General features: G+C 72.4%; 12 protein-coding genes. 8 read left to right on the top strand and 4 right to left on the bottom strand.

Going from position 1 to position 13,733, the window contains the following annotated elements; genetic code table 11:
* The first annotated feature begins 21 nt into the window (after positions 1 to 21).
* Positions 22 to 894, top strand: coding sequence for a universal stress protein (locus tag ACFPIH_RS15510; protein ID WP_381172678.1), 873 nt, complete (start codon positions 22 to 24; stop codon positions 892 to 894).
* Position 895: 1 nt separating this feature from the next.
* Here ACFPIH_RS15510 and ACFPIH_RS15505 read toward each other — a convergent pair whose 3' ends face one another.
* On the bottom strand, positions 896 to 2,131 hold the full coding sequence (locus ACFPIH_RS15505; RefSeq protein WP_381172680.1) for a DUF4032 domain-containing protein: 1,236 nt from the start codon (positions 2,129 to 2,131) through the stop codon (positions 896 to 898).
* Positions 2,132 to 2,140: 9 nt separating this feature from the next.
* Positions 2,141 to 2,890 carry an MBL fold metallo-hydrolase gene (locus ACFPIH_RS15500; protein WP_381172682.1) on the bottom strand — a complete coding sequence of 250 codons (750 nt, stop codon included), beginning with the start codon at positions 2,888 to 2,890 and terminating at the stop codon, positions 2,141 to 2,143.
* Positions 2,891 to 3,270: 380 nt separating this feature from the next.
* Between ACFPIH_RS15500 and ACFPIH_RS15495 the strand changes: the two genes are divergently transcribed.
* The 5 genes from ACFPIH_RS15495 to ACFPIH_RS15475 all read left to right on the top strand — a co-directional run bounded on the left by ACFPIH_RS15495 (position 3,271) and on the right by ACFPIH_RS15475 (position 11,082).
* Positions 3,271 to 4,455, top strand: coding sequence for a carboxylate-amine ligase (locus ACFPIH_RS15495; protein ID WP_381172685.1), 1,185 nt, complete (start codon positions 3,271 to 3,273; stop codon positions 4,453 to 4,455).
* 97 nt (positions 4,456 to 4,552) lie between these two features.
* Positions 4,553 to 6,337, top strand: coding sequence for an N-acetylglutaminylglutamine amidotransferase (locus ACFPIH_RS15490; RefSeq protein WP_381172687.1), 1,785 nt, complete (start codon positions 4,553 to 4,555; stop codon positions 6,335 to 6,337).
* The gene (locus tag ACFPIH_RS15485; RefSeq protein ID WP_381172689.1) at positions 6,310 to 8,541 is read left to right on the top strand and encodes a S9 family peptidase; all 2,232 of its coding nucleotides are present in this window, start codon (positions 6,310 to 6,312) and stop codon (positions 8,539 to 8,541) included. The genes ACFPIH_RS15490 and ACFPIH_RS15485 overlap by 28 nt, the downstream gene beginning before the upstream one ends.
* A gap of 152 nt (positions 8,542 to 8,693) precedes the next feature.
* Positions 8,694 to 9,314: a TetR/AcrR family transcriptional regulator gene (locus ACFPIH_RS15480; protein WP_381172690.1), complete on the top strand. Its 621-nt coding sequence runs from the start codon at positions 8,694 to 8,696 to the stop codon at positions 9,312 to 9,314.
* A gap of 94 nt (positions 9,315 to 9,408) precedes the next feature.
* Positions 9,409 to 11,082: an FAD-binding dehydrogenase gene (locus ACFPIH_RS15475; protein WP_381172692.1), complete on the top strand. Its 1,674-nt coding sequence runs from the start codon at positions 9,409 to 9,411 to the stop codon at positions 11,080 to 11,082.
* A 49-nt stretch (positions 11,083 to 11,131) separates the two neighbouring features.
* Here the strand turns inward: ACFPIH_RS15475 and ACFPIH_RS15470 are convergent, their stop codons facing one another.
* The gene (locus ACFPIH_RS15470) at positions 11,132 to 11,932 is read right to left on the bottom strand and encodes an SDR family NAD(P)-dependent oxidoreductase (protein ID WP_381172694.1); all 801 of its coding nucleotides are present in this window, start codon (positions 11,930 to 11,932) and stop codon (positions 11,132 to 11,134) included.
* Between the two features lie 105 nt (positions 11,933 to 12,037).
* Between ACFPIH_RS15470 and ACFPIH_RS15465 the strand changes: the two genes are divergently transcribed.
* Positions 12,038 to 12,631: a TetR/AcrR family transcriptional regulator gene (locus ACFPIH_RS15465; RefSeq protein ID WP_381172696.1), complete on the top strand. Its 594-nt coding sequence runs from the start codon at positions 12,038 to 12,040 to the stop codon at positions 12,629 to 12,631.
* The gene (locus tag ACFPIH_RS15460; RefSeq protein ID WP_381172698.1) at positions 12,628 to 13,335 is read left to right on the top strand and encodes a uracil-DNA glycosylase; all 708 of its coding nucleotides are present in this window, start codon (positions 12,628 to 12,630) and stop codon (positions 13,333 to 13,335) included. The genes ACFPIH_RS15465 and ACFPIH_RS15460 overlap by 4 nt, the downstream gene beginning before the upstream one ends.
* 10 nt (positions 13,336 to 13,345) lie before the next feature.
* On the opposite strand, the gene ACFPIH_RS15455 is transcribed toward ACFPIH_RS15460, so the two are convergent.
* Positions 13,346 to 13,693 carry a DUF488 domain-containing protein gene (locus tag ACFPIH_RS15455; protein WP_381172701.1) on the bottom strand — a complete coding sequence of 116 codons (348 nt, stop codon included), beginning with the start codon at positions 13,691 to 13,693 and terminating at the stop codon, positions 13,346 to 13,348.
* Positions 13,694 to 13,733 lie beyond the last annotated feature (40 nt).

Below are 13,733 nucleotides of genomic sequence, written 5' to 3'. Positions count from 1 at the left end.
ACGACCGAGGGAGACAGCGGGATGACGGGCCCGATCACGGCAGGGGTCGACGGGACGGACGAGAGCCTCGCCGCGCTCGCCTGGGCGGCCCGGGAGGCCGTACGGCGCGACCTTGCGCTGCGGGTGGTGCACGCCTGGAGGTTCCAGCCGGACAGCGCGCCCGACGTGGCCGACGAGGACACCCAGCGGCGCTGGGTGCGGGACGCGGTCGAGCGGGCCGTCGGCACGGTCGCCGAGCGGCACCCCGGGCTGGCCGTGACCACCGACGTCGAGGAGGGCCGGCCGGCGGAGACGCTGCTCGCCGCGGCGGCGGACGCGGAACTGCTGGTGCTCGGCTCGCGCGGGCACGGCGCGGTCGTCGGCTTCCTGCTGGGCTCCGTCGGCCGCCAGGTGCTGGCGGAGGCGGCACGCCCGGTCGTCCTGGTCCGGGCCGGTGACCGGCCGTCGGCCGAGGCCGCCGGGCACGAGGTCGTCGTCGGCCAGCACGGAGACCCCGAGGACAGCGCCCCCGCGCTGCGGTTCGCCTTCGAGACCGCGGCGGCGCGCGGCGCGGGCGTCCGCGCGGTACGGGCCTGGACGCTCCCGCCGGTGTTCGCCTACAGCCCCGCCTCCCTCAAGCTCCTCGACGAGGCCGGCGGCCCGGAGCCGTTCGAGAAGAAGGCCCTCTCCGAGGCCGTCGCGCCGTGGCGGGAACGCTTCCCGGACGTGCACGTCGTCGAACACGTGGAGATGGGCAGCGCGGGGCAGGTGCTCCTGTCGGTGTCCGGCCGGGCCCAGCTGATGGTCGTCGGCCGCCGCGCCCACCGCACGGCGGCGGGCGCCCTCCTCGGCTCGGTGGCCCATGGCGTCCTGCACCACGCCGACTGCCCGGTGGCGGTCGTCCCGCACGAGTGACTCACTCCGGCAGCGTCGGCTCCAGCGTCTCCCGGGCCTTGGGCAGGATCTTCTCGATGTAGTCCTCGACGGCCGTGCCGAGGCCGATGTCGTGCTGGGCGTGCTCGGAGAGGTACCAGCGGTGCTCCAGGAGCTCGTGGTAGATCTCCGCCGAGTCCATGGAGCCGCGCAGCTCCGGGGGGACCGCGCGCACGGTGGGGCGGAAGACGTCCCGCACCCACCGGTGCGCCAGCACCTCGGGGCGGGCCGCGAGGGGATCGCCGGGGGCGTAGTCGTCCTGGGTCGCCATCCAGCTCTCCAGGTCGTTCAGCAGCCGCCTGGCCTGGTTCTCCTCGGTGTCGAGGCCCGTCAGCCGCAGCAGCTGGCGCTGGTGGTGGCCCGCGTCGACGACCTTCGGCACGAAGGTGACGGTGTCGCCGTTGGTGGAGTGCTCGATCTGCATCTCGGCGACGTCGAAGCCCAGCTCGTTGAGGCGGCGGATACGGCGCTCGATGAAGTGGTACTTGCCCGCCGGGTAGACCGAGGTGCGGGTCAGCTCCTCCCACAGCGCGTTGTAGCGGTTGCAGATCTCCATGCCGAACTCGATCGCGTCCACCGACGGGTGCAGCGCCCCGGACGCCTCCAGGTCGAGCAGCTCGCCGCTGATGTTGACCCGGGCCAGATCGAGGTCGTACTCCCGCTGGCCCGGGCTGAGCTGCGGGTAGAGGTCGCCGGTCTCGGCGTCCACGAGATAGGCGGCGTAGGCGCCCGCGTCCCGCCGGAACAGCGTGTTGGACAGCGAGCAGTCGCCCCACGCGAAACCGGCCAGGTGCAGCCGCACCAGCAGCACGGCGAGGGCGTCCATCAGCCGGTGCATGGTGGCGGGCCGCATGGTCGTCTCGAACATCGACCGGTACGGCATCGAACCGCCCAGGTGCCGGGTGACCAGCACCGACTCCAGCGGTTCGCCGACGCCGTCGGCCCGGCCCGTGACCACGGCCAGCGGGTCGACGGCCGGGATACCGATGCGGTCCAGGTCGCGCAGCAGCTCGTACTCGCGCAGCGCCGGGCGCTCGGCCAGCTCCTTGACGGCGATCACCTCGTCACCGGCGCGCGCGTAGCGCACCACGTGCCGGGAGATACCGCGCGGCAGCGGGACGAGGATGTCCTCGGGCCACTCCTCCAGGGGCACGTCCCACGGCAGCTCCAGGAGGAGTACCGGGTGCTCCGGGTTGGTGGCGCTGATCTGCAAAGCCATGGCCTGACCTTAGACGGCGCGCTCGCGCGCCTGCTGGGCGGCCGTCTTCACGGACCCCCGGTGCAGGGGACCGTGCCCGGGCAGCAGCAGGTCGGCGTCGAGCGCTTCTATGAGGTCCAGCGAGGTCACCGCGCGGGAGCGCTCGTGGTGGAACATGTCGGGCAGCAGCTGCGGTCCCTGGACACGGGAGGTCGGATGGCCGCTCACCAGGGCGTCCCCGGAGATCACGACCCCCGCCTCCGGGAGGTGGAAGACGGCGTGGCCGTCGGTGTGCCCCGGAGTGTGCACAGGGACCGGCCGGCCCGGCAGGTCGAGCGGGCCGGCGGCGACCGGGAACGCCTCGGGCGCGGTGACCGGGTGCTGCTCGGTGCCGCCGGAGCGCAGCGCGTGCACCATCCAGGGCAGCACACCGGGCCGCCAGGCGTTCCTCAGCACCTCGCCCACGCTCACCTGCTGGAGGAACTCCCGGCGGGCGTGCGGTACTTCGGCCTCGTGCAGATAGACCGGGGTGCCGTACGCCGAGCGCAGGTGCTCGGCCGAGCCCAGGTGGTCGTTGTGGGCGTGGGTGATCAGTACGGCCACCACCGCCTCCGGTGAACCGCCCACCTCGGCAAGGGAGTCCAGCACCTGCTGCCGGTCGCCCGGGTATCCGGTGTCGATGAGGGTGACGGCGTCCCCGTCGGTGAGGATCACCCAGTTGGTGTTGGAGCCGTGCACCAGGTAGGTGCCGTCCGCGACTTGGCGTACGTCCGCGCCCATGGTTCGTCGTCCCGTGTGGTAGGAGCCTGTGCGACGACCACAGCAAAGCAGATCATGTCGATCGTCTGTGCGGCGGCTCCGCCTCGGCGCACCCCACGTGGCCGGAACCGGATGCTCACACGCGGCCCGGCGGGCGCGCGTGGGCTTCGGGACGCGGTGCTCCCAGATCCGCCGGCAGGAGCCGCCCTCTTCGTTCCGCAACATCCGTCCGGTGTGGAGAAGGGCGGAATGCCTGCTCTGCCTGACTTCGGTAATCTGCTTGAGTGGCGGTCGGAACTCGGTCCGCCTCGCACAGGGGTACCTGCTCATTTGAGAGGTTCGCCGGGGAGGCGCCCATCCGCCGACGCCTGGCAGCCTCCGTATCACCCCGAGGAGTGACCGTGAGCGTTCGTATCGGAGTGGAGGAGGAGTTTCACGTCCTGGAGGTGGAGAGCGGGCTGCTCGTGCCGCGCGCCGCTCCGATCCTGCGACACCTTCCCCGACGCACCTTCACGACGGAGCTGCACCAGTCCACCGTGGAGTCGAACAGCGAGGTGCACTCGTCACTGGACGATCTCCACGCCGACCTCGCCGGAACGAGACGGCGGCTCGACGCGGCCGCCTCCGCGCTGGGGCTCGCGGTGGTGGCCGCCGGTACGGCGCCGCTCGCGCCCCCGGCCTCCGCGCACCCCACCGGCGGCGCACGCTACCGCCACATGGTCGAGGACTACCGCACGGTCGCCGACGAGCAGCTCATCTGCGGCGCCCAGGTCCATGTGGACGTACCCGACCGCGACACGGCGGTACAGGCCATGTGCCTGGTCTCGCCCTGGCTGCCCGTGCTTCTCGCGCTCTCCACCAGTTCGCCGTTCTGGCAGGGGTCCGACACCGGTTACGCGAGCTGGCGCACCATGCTGTGGCAGCGCTGGCCCACCGCGGGCCCGGCCGGCTGCTTCGCGAACGCGGCCGAGTACGACGCCACGGTGCGCGACCTCGTCCGGGCCGGGATCATCAGCGACACGGGGATGATCTACTACGACGTACGCCCCTCCGCTCACCTGCAGACGCTGGAACTGCGCATCTGTGACTCCTGCCCGCGCGCGGAAACCGTCGTGCTCGTCGCCGGACTGTTCCGCGCCCTGGTGACCGAGGCCTGCGAGAGGCTTCGGACGGGCGGTCCTCCGGGCCGCGAAGGCCGGCACGAGTGGCTGCGCGGCGCCTCCTGGCGGGCTGCCCGGTCCGGGCTCGAAGGCGTCCTGGTGGACCCCGAGACCCACCAGGAGTCGCCCGCCGAGCAGGTCGTGCGGAAGCTGCTCGCCCGAATGCGCCCCGCCCTGGAGGCGCACGGCGACTGGGAGACCGTCCGCACGTTGGCGGGGGCGGCCCTCGCCGACGGCAGCGCGGCCCAGCGCCTGCGCCGTATCGCACAGGAAGAGGACCTGCTGGCCTGCGTCGACATGCTGATCGCCGAGACCCGCGGCGAACGCGCGGCCCACAGGGCGACGGACACCCGACGCAAGACCCCGCCGTCCGCCGCCGAAGGGACAGGCTCCCACCGGTCCGTGCGGCCGTTGACCCGCAGGTGAATGCCATGGGCACCGACGATCTGCCCCTCTATGCCGACGAGCCGGAACCCGTGTTCCGGCGGTCGGTCCACGTCGAACGGAACGGAGGTGATACGTCATGTGCGGTCTGAGTGGTGAGATCCGCTTCGACGGTCGCCGACCCGACCTCGCTGCCGTCGAGCGGATGAGCGAGCGACTTGCCGCACGTGGTCCCGACGGCCGGGGAATCTGGACGCGGGGCGCGGTGGCGCTGGGTCACCGGCGACTGAAGATCATCGACCTGTCGGATCTCGCGGCACAGCCGATGACCGACTCCCGAGGCGGCATCACCGGCGTCTTCAACGGATGTGTGTACAACTACCAGGAGCTGCGTGAAGAGCTCCGAGGACTGGGACATCGCTTCGCGACGACGTCCGACACCGAGGTGGTGCTGAAGGCCTACCGGGAGTGGGGCACCTCCTGTGTGGAGCGCTTCTACGGCATGTTCGCCTTCGCCCTCGTCGAGCACCGGTCCGGGCGTGTGGTGCTGGGCCGTGACCGGCTCGGCATCAAGCCCCTGTACCTGGCACGGACGCCGGGCCGGCTCCGGTTCGCGTCCTCCCTGCCCGCCCTCCTCGCCGCCGGCGACGTGGACACCTCGCTCGATCCGGTGGCCGTCCACCAGTACCTGAGCTGGCACGCCACGGTCGCGGCGCCGCGCACCGTCCTGGCCGGGGTGCGCAAGCTCCCGCCGGCCACCGTGCGGGTCGTCGAACCGGACGGCACCCACCGCGACCACCGCTACTGGCAGCCGTCGTACACGCGCCGGGCCGAGTACGCGGCCATGGGCGCGCACGACTGGCGGGACGCCGTGCTGGAGGCGCTGCGCACGGCCGTACGCCGGCGGATGGTCTCCGACGTCCCGGTCGGTGTCCTGCTCTCCGGCGGCCTCGACTCCAGCCTGATCGTCGCGCTGCTGGCCGAGGAGGGACAGCGGGACCTGATGACGTTCAGCGTGGGATTCGAGTCGGAGGGCGGGGAAGAGGGCGACGAGTTCCGGTACTCGGATCTGGTGGCCCGGGAGTTCGGCACCGACCACCGTCGGCTGATGGTTCCGTCCGACCGGGTGTCGACGGCCCTGGACGGTGCCGTCGCGGCCATGAGCGAGCCGATGACCAGCCACGACGTGGTCGCCTTCTATCTGCTGTCCGAGCAGGTGTCCAAGGAGGTGAAGGTCGTGCAGAGCGGACAGGGCGCCGACGAGGTGCTCGCCGGCTACCACTGGTATCCGCGGCTCGCCGAGGTCGCCCGCGCTGACGCGGCCGAACGGTACGCCGAGACGTACTTCGACCGGCCGCATGCCGACCTCGCCCGGATCCTGGAGTCCCGCGTGCTGCCCGACGACGACGTCTCGGGTCGCTTCGTCCGGGACCACATGGCGGCCCCCGGGGCCGAGACGGCCCTGGACGCGGCCCTGCGCCTGGACACGCACGTGATGCTCGTCGACGACCCGGTCAAGCGAGTCGACAACATGACCATGGCCTGGGGGCTCGAGGCCCGTGTGCCGTTCCTCGACCACGAACTCGTCGAACTGGCCGCGGCCTGTCCGCCGGAACTCAAACTCGCGGACGGCGGCAAGGGCGTGCTGAAGGCGGCGGGCCGCGGGCTTCTGCCCCTGGACGTCGTCGACCGCCCGAAGGGCTACTTCCCGGTACCGGCCATCAGGTACATGGCGGACCCCGTCCTGAAGCGGGTGCGCGAGGCGCTCGGGGCACCCGAGGCGAGGCGGCGCGGACTCTTCCAGGAGTCGTACGTGTCCGAGCTCCTCGAGGCTCCCGACGAACACCGCACCAAACGGGGAGCAAACGCCTTGTGGCAGGTAGCGTTGCTGGAGATATGGCTGCAGACGCACGGGATCACGTGACCGACGAGCGGAGCACCGCCCCGTCCGACACGGTGTCCGTCCCGCCGTCCCTCGCCGCTCAGCCCGGGGCCCCCGGCGTCGCCCAAGTCGCGCCCCCCGAGCCCCGCCCGGCGGACGCGCACGGCTCTGCCCACGCCGCCCCGAAGCCGCTTCCCCTGCCCGAGGCGAGTGGTCCGCGGGACGCCGTGACCCGGCTGCACGCTCACGGCTGCTGGTATCCCTCCGCCAACCCGGACGGCACCCAGGCGGCCTTCATCTGTGACCGGGGCGGAGTTCCCCAACTGTGGGCCGGGCCCGTGGACGGTGACGAGGTGCGACTGCTCGACACCTGCCCGGATCCCGTCAAAGAGGTGGCCTGGTCACCGGACGGCCGCTGGATCGCCTACACCACCGCACCGGGCGGCGGCGAGCACACCCGGGTGCTGTGTGTACGACCCGACGGCACCGGCCGCCGCGTCCTGGCCGCGGCCGACCCGGGCAGCACCGCCTACCTGGGCCGCTGGGCGCACGACGGCTCGGCCGTCGCCGTCACCGTCGCCGCACCGGCCGCCCGCACGCCCCCGGACGGTACGGGGTGGGCACCTGCGGACACCGGCCCGTCGATGGACCGGGCCGACCGCGACGGCCGCCGTGCGACGCTCCTGGGCGGAACCCCGTACGACACCCGGTACGGCACCGCACAGGGGGCGGAACAGACCGTAGCGGCTGCCGACGCCATGGCTCTCCCCGTACCGGCGGTCCGGCCCGACGACGGTCTGTCGGCCTATCTGATCGATCCCGACGGTCTGGCGTCCGCCGTACTGCTCGCCACGGAAACGCACGCCGCCACGCTGCGGGTGTGCGACATCAGCCGCGACGGCGGGTTCGTGCTGCTGCGCCGGGGGCCGCGCGGACGGCGGGAAGCGGTCGTCCGGCGCACGGCCGACCCGGCGACGACGTGCACCGTGCCGGTCGCCGACGGAGATCCGTGGATCGGACGGTTCTCGCCCGACGGCCGGACTCTGTGGCTGCGCAGCAACGTCGACCGGGAGTACGCGGCGCTCCTCGCCGTCGCCCTCGGCACCGACGGCCGACCACACGGCATGTCCGTCGTGGCGGAACGGCACGACAGCGACCTCGATCTCCTGGCGTTGTCGCACGACGGCCGCACTGCCGTGCTGTCCTGGAACGCACGGGGCGCGAGCCGGCTCGAACTCCTCGACACCTCCCCGACACACCGGGCACCGCACGGCCCGCCGCCGACGCCCGTTCCCCTGCCCCACGAGGTTGTCACGCGTGTCGAGGCGGTCGGCCCGCGGCGCCTGCTGTCGGCGCTGTCCGGGTCCCAGCGCCGGCCCGGTGTGTGGTGGGCCTCCCAAGGCGTGTCCCTGCTGCGCAGCCCCTGGTCCTCCCGCGACGAGGACGCCGTTCCGCCGGGGCGTCCGCCCGTGCGCCCTGTCCTCCTACGGCTCACGGCGCAGGACGGACTGCCGCTGAGCGGTTGGTACTACCGGGCACCGGGCCGGGCTCCGGACGAGCCGGCGCCCTGTGTGATCCACCTGCACGGTGGTCCGGAGGAGCAGGAGCGCCCGGTCTTCAACCCGCTCTACCACGAGCTGACCGGACGGGGACTGGACGTCTTCGCCCCCGACGTCCGAGGCTCCTCGGGGCACGGCAGGTCCTTCGTCGACGCCGATCTGGGTACCGGCCGCTTCGCCGCGCTGGACGACGTCGCGGACTGCGCGGCTCACTCGGTGTCGGCGGGCCCCGTCGACCCGACCCGGCTGGCGGTCATGGGGCGCTCGTACGGCGGCTATCTGACCTTCGCCTCCCTCGTACGGCATCCGGATCTGTTCCGTACCGGGGTCGCCGTCTGCGGTATGTCGGACTTCGCGACCTTCTTCGCCAGTACGGAGCCCTGGCTCGCGGAGTCGGCGGCCCACAAGTACGGCCACCCCGAGCGCGACCGCGAGCTGCTGCGCGCGCTCTCGCCCATGAACCGCATCGACGCGCTGCGCGTCCCCCTGCTCGCCGTCCACGGTGAACACGACACCAACGTGCCACCGGGGGAGTCCGAGCAGTTCGTCCGGGCGGCGCGTGAACGAGGCATCCCGGCCGAGCTCCTCACCCTGCGCGATGAGGGCCACGACTTCCTGCGCGCGGACAACCGGCGACTGTTCCGCCGGACCGCCGCGGACTGGCTGGAACGCCATCTGAGCGGCTGAGTCCGCGTCGTCGGCAGTGATGAGGTGCCCACCCCGAGAGGGCTGCTCGGCGCCGAGGTGTTCGCGGCTGATTCCGGTCAAGGGGTCGAGGCCGATGCCTTTCGATACATCGATGTATCCGATACATTCGCGTATCGAACGGAGGTTCCACCATGGCCACGCAGCAGACGGGGCGTGTCACCCGGCGCCGGGTCCGCACGCGGGCCAACCTGCTCGACGCCGCCTTCTCGGTGTTCGCGGCCAAGGGGTTCGGGCGCGTCTCCATCGAGGAGGTGTGCGACGCCGCCGGCTACAGCAGGGGCGCCTTCTACTCGAACTTCGCCAGCCTGGACGAGCTGTTCTTCGCGCTCTACGGGGAGCGCGCCGACCTCATCGCCCGGCAGGTCGCCGATGCCCTCGCCGGGGACGGCCCCGACCTCGACGTGCCGTCCTCCGTGGACCGGGTCACCGAGGTGCTGCTCCTCGACCTGGACTGGCTCCAGGTGAAGACGGACTTCCTGGTGCACGCCGCCCGTGACCCGGCCGTCGCCCAGACCCTGCTGGAGCACCGGGCCAGGCTGCGCGGCGCCATCGCCGACCGGCTGGCCCGGGCCCGCGGCCACACCGCCCTGCCCGCGGTACTCGGCGACGCGGACTCCGCCGCCCACGCGGTGGTCGCCGCCTACGACGGAGTCACCGTCCAACTGCTCCTGGACAAGGACGTGGACGGCGCCCGCGCCTGGCTCAAGCAACTGCTCACCGCGCTGCTGACCGACGGCAGCAACCACGCATGACAACTTCCCCAGGTTCCCCAGGTTCCCCAGGTTCCCCAGGTTCCCCAGGTTCCCCAGGTTCTTCAGGTTTTCAGGCAGAAAGGCAACGGTCGCCATGGACGCGGACGTCATCGTCGTCGGAGCGGGCCTCGCGGGCCTCGTCGCGGCGCACGAACTCACCAGCAGGGGCCGGCGGGTCGCCCTGGTCGACCAGGAGAACGCCGCCAACCTCGGCGGCCAGGCGTTCTGGTCCTTCGGCGGGCTGTTCCTCGTCGACTCCCCGGAGCAGCGCCGCCTCGGCATCAAGGACTCCCTCGACCTGGCCTGGAACGACTGGCAGGGCAGCGCGCAGTTCGACCGCACGGACGACGAGGACTCCTGGGCGGTGCGCTGGGCGCGCGCCTATGTCGAGTGGGCGGCGGGGGAGAAGCGGACCTGGCTGACCGGGCACGGGATCTCCTTCGTGCCGACGGTCGGCTGGGCCGAGCGCGGCGACCTGCGCGCCGACGGACACGGCAACTCCGTACCCCGCTTCCATGTCGCCTGGGGGACGGGTACCGGCGTCGTCGACCCGTTCGTCCGGTACGCCAAGCAGGCCGCGAAGGACGGGCTGCTGACCTTCTACCACCGCCACCGCGTCGACGAGCTGGTCCTCACGGACGGCGCCGCCCGGGGCGTACGCGGCACCGTCCTCGCCGCCGACGACTCCGCGCGCGGAGTCGCCTCCAACCGCGACGCGATCGGCGACTTCGAGCTGACCGCGCAGGCCGTGGTCGTCACCAGCGGCGGCATCGGCGCCAACCACGAGATCGTCCGCCGCTACTGGCCCGAACGGCTCGGCACCCCGCCCGCCGAGATGGTCACCGGCGTCCCCGCCTACGTCGACGGCAGGATGCTCGACATCAGCGCCGAGGCCGGTGTACGGCTGGTCAACCGCGACCGTATGTGGCACTACACCGAGGGCATCCAGAACTGGGACCCTGTCTGGCCCGGCCACGGCATCCGCATCCTGCCCGGCCCGTCCTCGATGTGGTTCGACGCGCTCGGCCGCCGGCTGCCCGACCCGTGCCTGCCCGGGTACGACACCCTCGGCACCCTCAGGCATCTGCGCACCACGGAGGACATCGCGGGGCACGACCACTCCTGGTTCGTCCTCAGTCAGAAGATCGTGGAGAAGGAGTTCGCGCTGTCGGGCTCCGAGCAGAACCCCGACATCACCGCGAAGGACCGCAAGGGCGTCCTGCGCGACCGGATCCTCGGCAAGGGCGCCCCCGCCCCCGTGCAGGCGTTCCTCGACCACGGCGCCGACTTCGTCATCGCGGACACCCTCGACCGGCTCGTCGAGAAGATGAACGCGCTGACCGACAAGCCCCTCCTCGACGCCGACGCACTGCGCCGCCAGATCCGCGCCCGCGACCTCCAGATGGGCAACGCGTACAGCAAGGACGCCCAGGTGCAGGGCATCCGCAACGCCCGCCGCTACATCGGCGACCGCCTCGGCCGCGTCGCCACCCCGCACCGCATCCTCGATCCGGCGGCGGGCCCGCTCATCGCCGTCAAGCTGCACGTCCTCACCCGCAAGACCCTCGGCGGCATCCAGACCGACCTCGACTCGCGCGCCATCGGCGCCGAAGGACAGCCGATCGAGGGCCTGTACGCGGCCGGCGAGGTGGCCGGCTTCGGCGGCGGCGGCGTCCACGGCTACAACGCCCTGGAGGGCACCTTCCTCGGCGGCTGCCTCTTCTCGGGGCGCGCGGCGGGGCGGGCGGCGGCGAAGCAGACGGGCTGAGGCCCGGGCGGGGCAGCGCCGGGGTCCCGGCGCTGCCGCGGTACCGGGCTCAGAGCAGGGTCTGGCCGCCGTCCACCGTCAGGATCTGGCCCGTGACGTAGTTGTTGGCCATGAGGAAGAGGGCCGTGGCGGCGGCCTCCTCGGGGGTGCCGACCCGGCCGAGGGGGATGGTGGAGCCGGCGGTGGCGATGGCCTCGTCGGAGCCGTGACCCGGCACCGCGCGCAGCAGCGGGGTGTCGATGCGGCCGTAGCGGATGGCGTTCACGCGCTTGCGCGCGGGGGCCAGTTCCACGGCGAGGGCCCTGGTGAGGGTCTCCGCCGCACCGCCGATCGACAGGGGCACGGACATCCCGGGCATGGGGCGGCCCACGAGGATCCCCGAGGAGAGGGTGAGCGAGCCGCCCGCGGGGAGCCGGGTGGCCGCCGCGCGGGCAGCCGCGAAGACGGACCAGAGCCGGGCGTCGAGGGTGCCGCGGATGTCGTCGGCCGACAACTCGGTCAGAGGGCCGACGCCGGTGAGGCCGCCCGCCGTGAGGAGTACGTGGTCGACGTGCCCCGCCGTGTCGAAGGCCTCGGCGAGGACCTCCTCGTCCCCGGCGTCGCCGGAAACGCCCAGCACGACGTCGTCGATGTCGCCGTCCGCGCCCGCGCCCCGTACCTGGTCGACGGCGGTCTTCAGCCGGCCGGGATCACGGCCGACCAGGACGACACGCGCGCCGACCGAGCGCAGCAGCACGCCCGCCGCGAGGCCGATGCCCGAGGTGCCGCCGAGCAGGACGGCGGTCGCGCCGGCAAGGGCGCTCGTCAGCGGCGAGCGGACGGGTATGGGGGCAGGGGTGGCAGTGCTCATGACGGACCCTTCGGTGAGGATGAAATAAACCATCCGTTTGTTTTAGTACGCCGCCGATACTGCCGCCCCGGGCAGGAGGAGTCAACCGGATGGTTTAATTCGGTCATGGCCTATGACGCGGAGGACACAAGACGGCGGATTTTCGACGCCGCCGCCGCCGAGTTCGCCGAGCACGGCCTGGCGGGGGCCAGGGTCGAGCGGATCGCGACGGCGGCCAGAGCCAACAAGCAGGCGATCTATCTGTACTACGGGAGCAAGGAGAAGCTGTTCTCCCGCATCGTGCGGGACAGGCTGGAGGGGCTCCGTGTCTCCCTCTCGATCGACCCCGACTCCGTGGCCGATTCGGTCGGGCAGATCTTCGACTGGTACCGGGAGCACCCGGAGCTGATCAGGCTTCTGCTGTGGGAGGCGCTGGAGGAGTGCGCCGCTTCAGAGGAGGGCGAGCGGGACCGGCGTGACAGCTTCCAGGAGAAGGCGCGCTGCCTCGTGGAAGGAGGCATGGCCCCCCATCTCCCCGCGGACGCCCGCATCCGGGCCGCGCAGGACCTGCTGTTCACCCTCATGGGGCTGATCGCCTGGAACTTCGCGGTGCCGGGGATATGCCGCACGGTCCTGGACGAGGACACCGACGGGGCCGCGCTGGCCCGCCGCCGCGAGACGGTGATCGAAGCCGCCCGCAGACTCACCGCCGGACAATGACCGACACGGACGGCCTGGCTCGGCTCGACACGCGGGTCGCCGGATGCCGGGCGTGTCCCCGGCTCGTGGAGTGGCGGGAGGAGGTCGGCCGGACGAAGCGGGCCGCCTTCCGGGACTGGAGCTACTGGGCGCGGCCGGTGCCCGGCTTCGGGCCCGCCGACGCCTCGCTCCTGATCATCGGTCTTGCCCCCGCCGCCCACGGCGGCAACCGCACCGGCCGTATGTTCACCGGCGACCGCTCCGGGGACGTGCTGTACCGGGCGCTGTACGACGTGGGCCTGGCGAACCAGCCGACCTCCGTCGCCGCCGACGACGGCCTCGCACTGCACGGCGTCCGCATCACCGCGCCCGTGCACTGCGCCCCGCCCGAGAACAAGCCCACCCCCGAGGAGCGGAACACCTGCCGGCCCTGGCTCGTCCAGGAACTGAGGCTGCTGCGGCCGACGCTGCGCGCCGTGGTCGTGCTCGGCGCCTTCGGCTGGCAGGCCGCGCTGCCCGCATTCGCCGAGGCGGGCTGGACGGTACCCCGGCCACGACCCGTCTTCGCGCACGGCGCGCGCGTGCCGCTCGACGGCCTCGACCTCTTCGGCTGCTTCCACGTCAGCCAGCGCAACACCTTCACCGGCAAGCTCACCCCGCAGATGCTGCGGGACGTACTGCGTACGGCGGCGCAGGCGGCGGGGCTGCCGACGAAGTCCGGGTGACCGCCGGGCGCTAGCCGAGCAGCCGCAGCAGCACGGCCGCGTGGCTCTCCTGCGGAGCCTTCGCCGCCGTCAGCAGCGTCACCGGGCCCTTGCCCGTCAACTCCCGGACGCCGTCGAGGAGTTCAGCCGCCTCGGGGGCGGTCAGCTCCGCCTCGTAGCGGCGTGCGAACTCCTCGTACGATCCCTCGCCCGCGTGGTACCAGCGGCGCAGCTCGTTCGACGGAGTGAGGCCCTTGGGCCACTCGTCCACCCGGGCCGCGTCCTTGGACAGACCGCGCGGCCACAGCCGGTCGACGAGAACCCGCACCCCGTCGCCCGGCTCGGGCGGTTCGTAGACGCGACGCACGCGAACACTCATGCCGTCGAGCCTAGAACGAGGAGGTGCGACACCGCCGTGT

The organism is Streptomyces vulcanius, from assembly GCF_042653945.1.
Taxonomy (GTDB): domain Bacteria; phylum Actinomycetota; class Actinomycetes; order Streptomycetales; family Streptomycetaceae; genus Streptomyces; species Streptomyces mangrovi.
The sequence above is the reverse complement of the archived record's forward strand: the minus strand, read 5'-3'. Positions and strand labels throughout refer to the sequence as shown.

Coding starts and splice junctions, on each gene's coding strand:
- ACFPIH_RS15510 (WP_381172678.1), top strand. CDS start 22: ATGACGGGCCCGATCACGGCAGGGGTCGACGGGACGGACGAGAGCCTC.
- ACFPIH_RS15505 (WP_381172680.1), bottom strand. CDS start 2,131: ATGGCTTTGCAGATCAGCGCCACCAACCCGGAGCACCCGGTACTCCTC.
- ACFPIH_RS15500 (WP_381172682.1), bottom strand. CDS start 2,890: ATGGGCGCGGACGTACGCCAAGTCGCGGACGGCACCTACCTGGTGCAC.
- ACFPIH_RS15490 (WP_381172687.1), top strand. CDS start 4,553: ATGTGCGGTCTGAGTGGTGAGATCCGCTTCGACGGTCGCCGACCCGAC.
- ACFPIH_RS15485 (WP_381172689.1), top strand. CDS start 6,310: ATGGCTGCAGACGCACGGGATCACGTGACCGACGAGCGGAGCACCGCC.
- ACFPIH_RS15480 (WP_381172690.1), top strand. CDS start 8,694: ATGGCCACGCAGCAGACGGGGCGTGTCACCCGGCGCCGGGTCCGCACG.
- ACFPIH_RS15475 (WP_381172692.1), top strand. CDS start 9,409: ATGGACGCGGACGTCATCGTCGTCGGAGCGGGCCTCGCGGGCCTCGTC.
- ACFPIH_RS15470 (WP_381172694.1), bottom strand. CDS start 11,932: ATGAGCACTGCCACCCCTGCCCCCATACCCGTCCGCTCGCCGCTGACG.
- ACFPIH_RS15465 (WP_381172696.1), top strand. CDS start 12,038: ATGGCCTATGACGCGGAGGACACAAGACGGCGGATTTTCGACGCCGCC.
- ACFPIH_RS15460 (WP_381172698.1), top strand. CDS start 12,628: ATGACCGACACGGACGGCCTGGCTCGGCTCGACACGCGGGTCGCCGGA.
- ACFPIH_RS15455 (WP_381172701.1), bottom strand. CDS start 13,693: ATGAGTGTTCGCGTGCGTCGCGTCTACGAACCGCCCGAGCCGGGCGAC.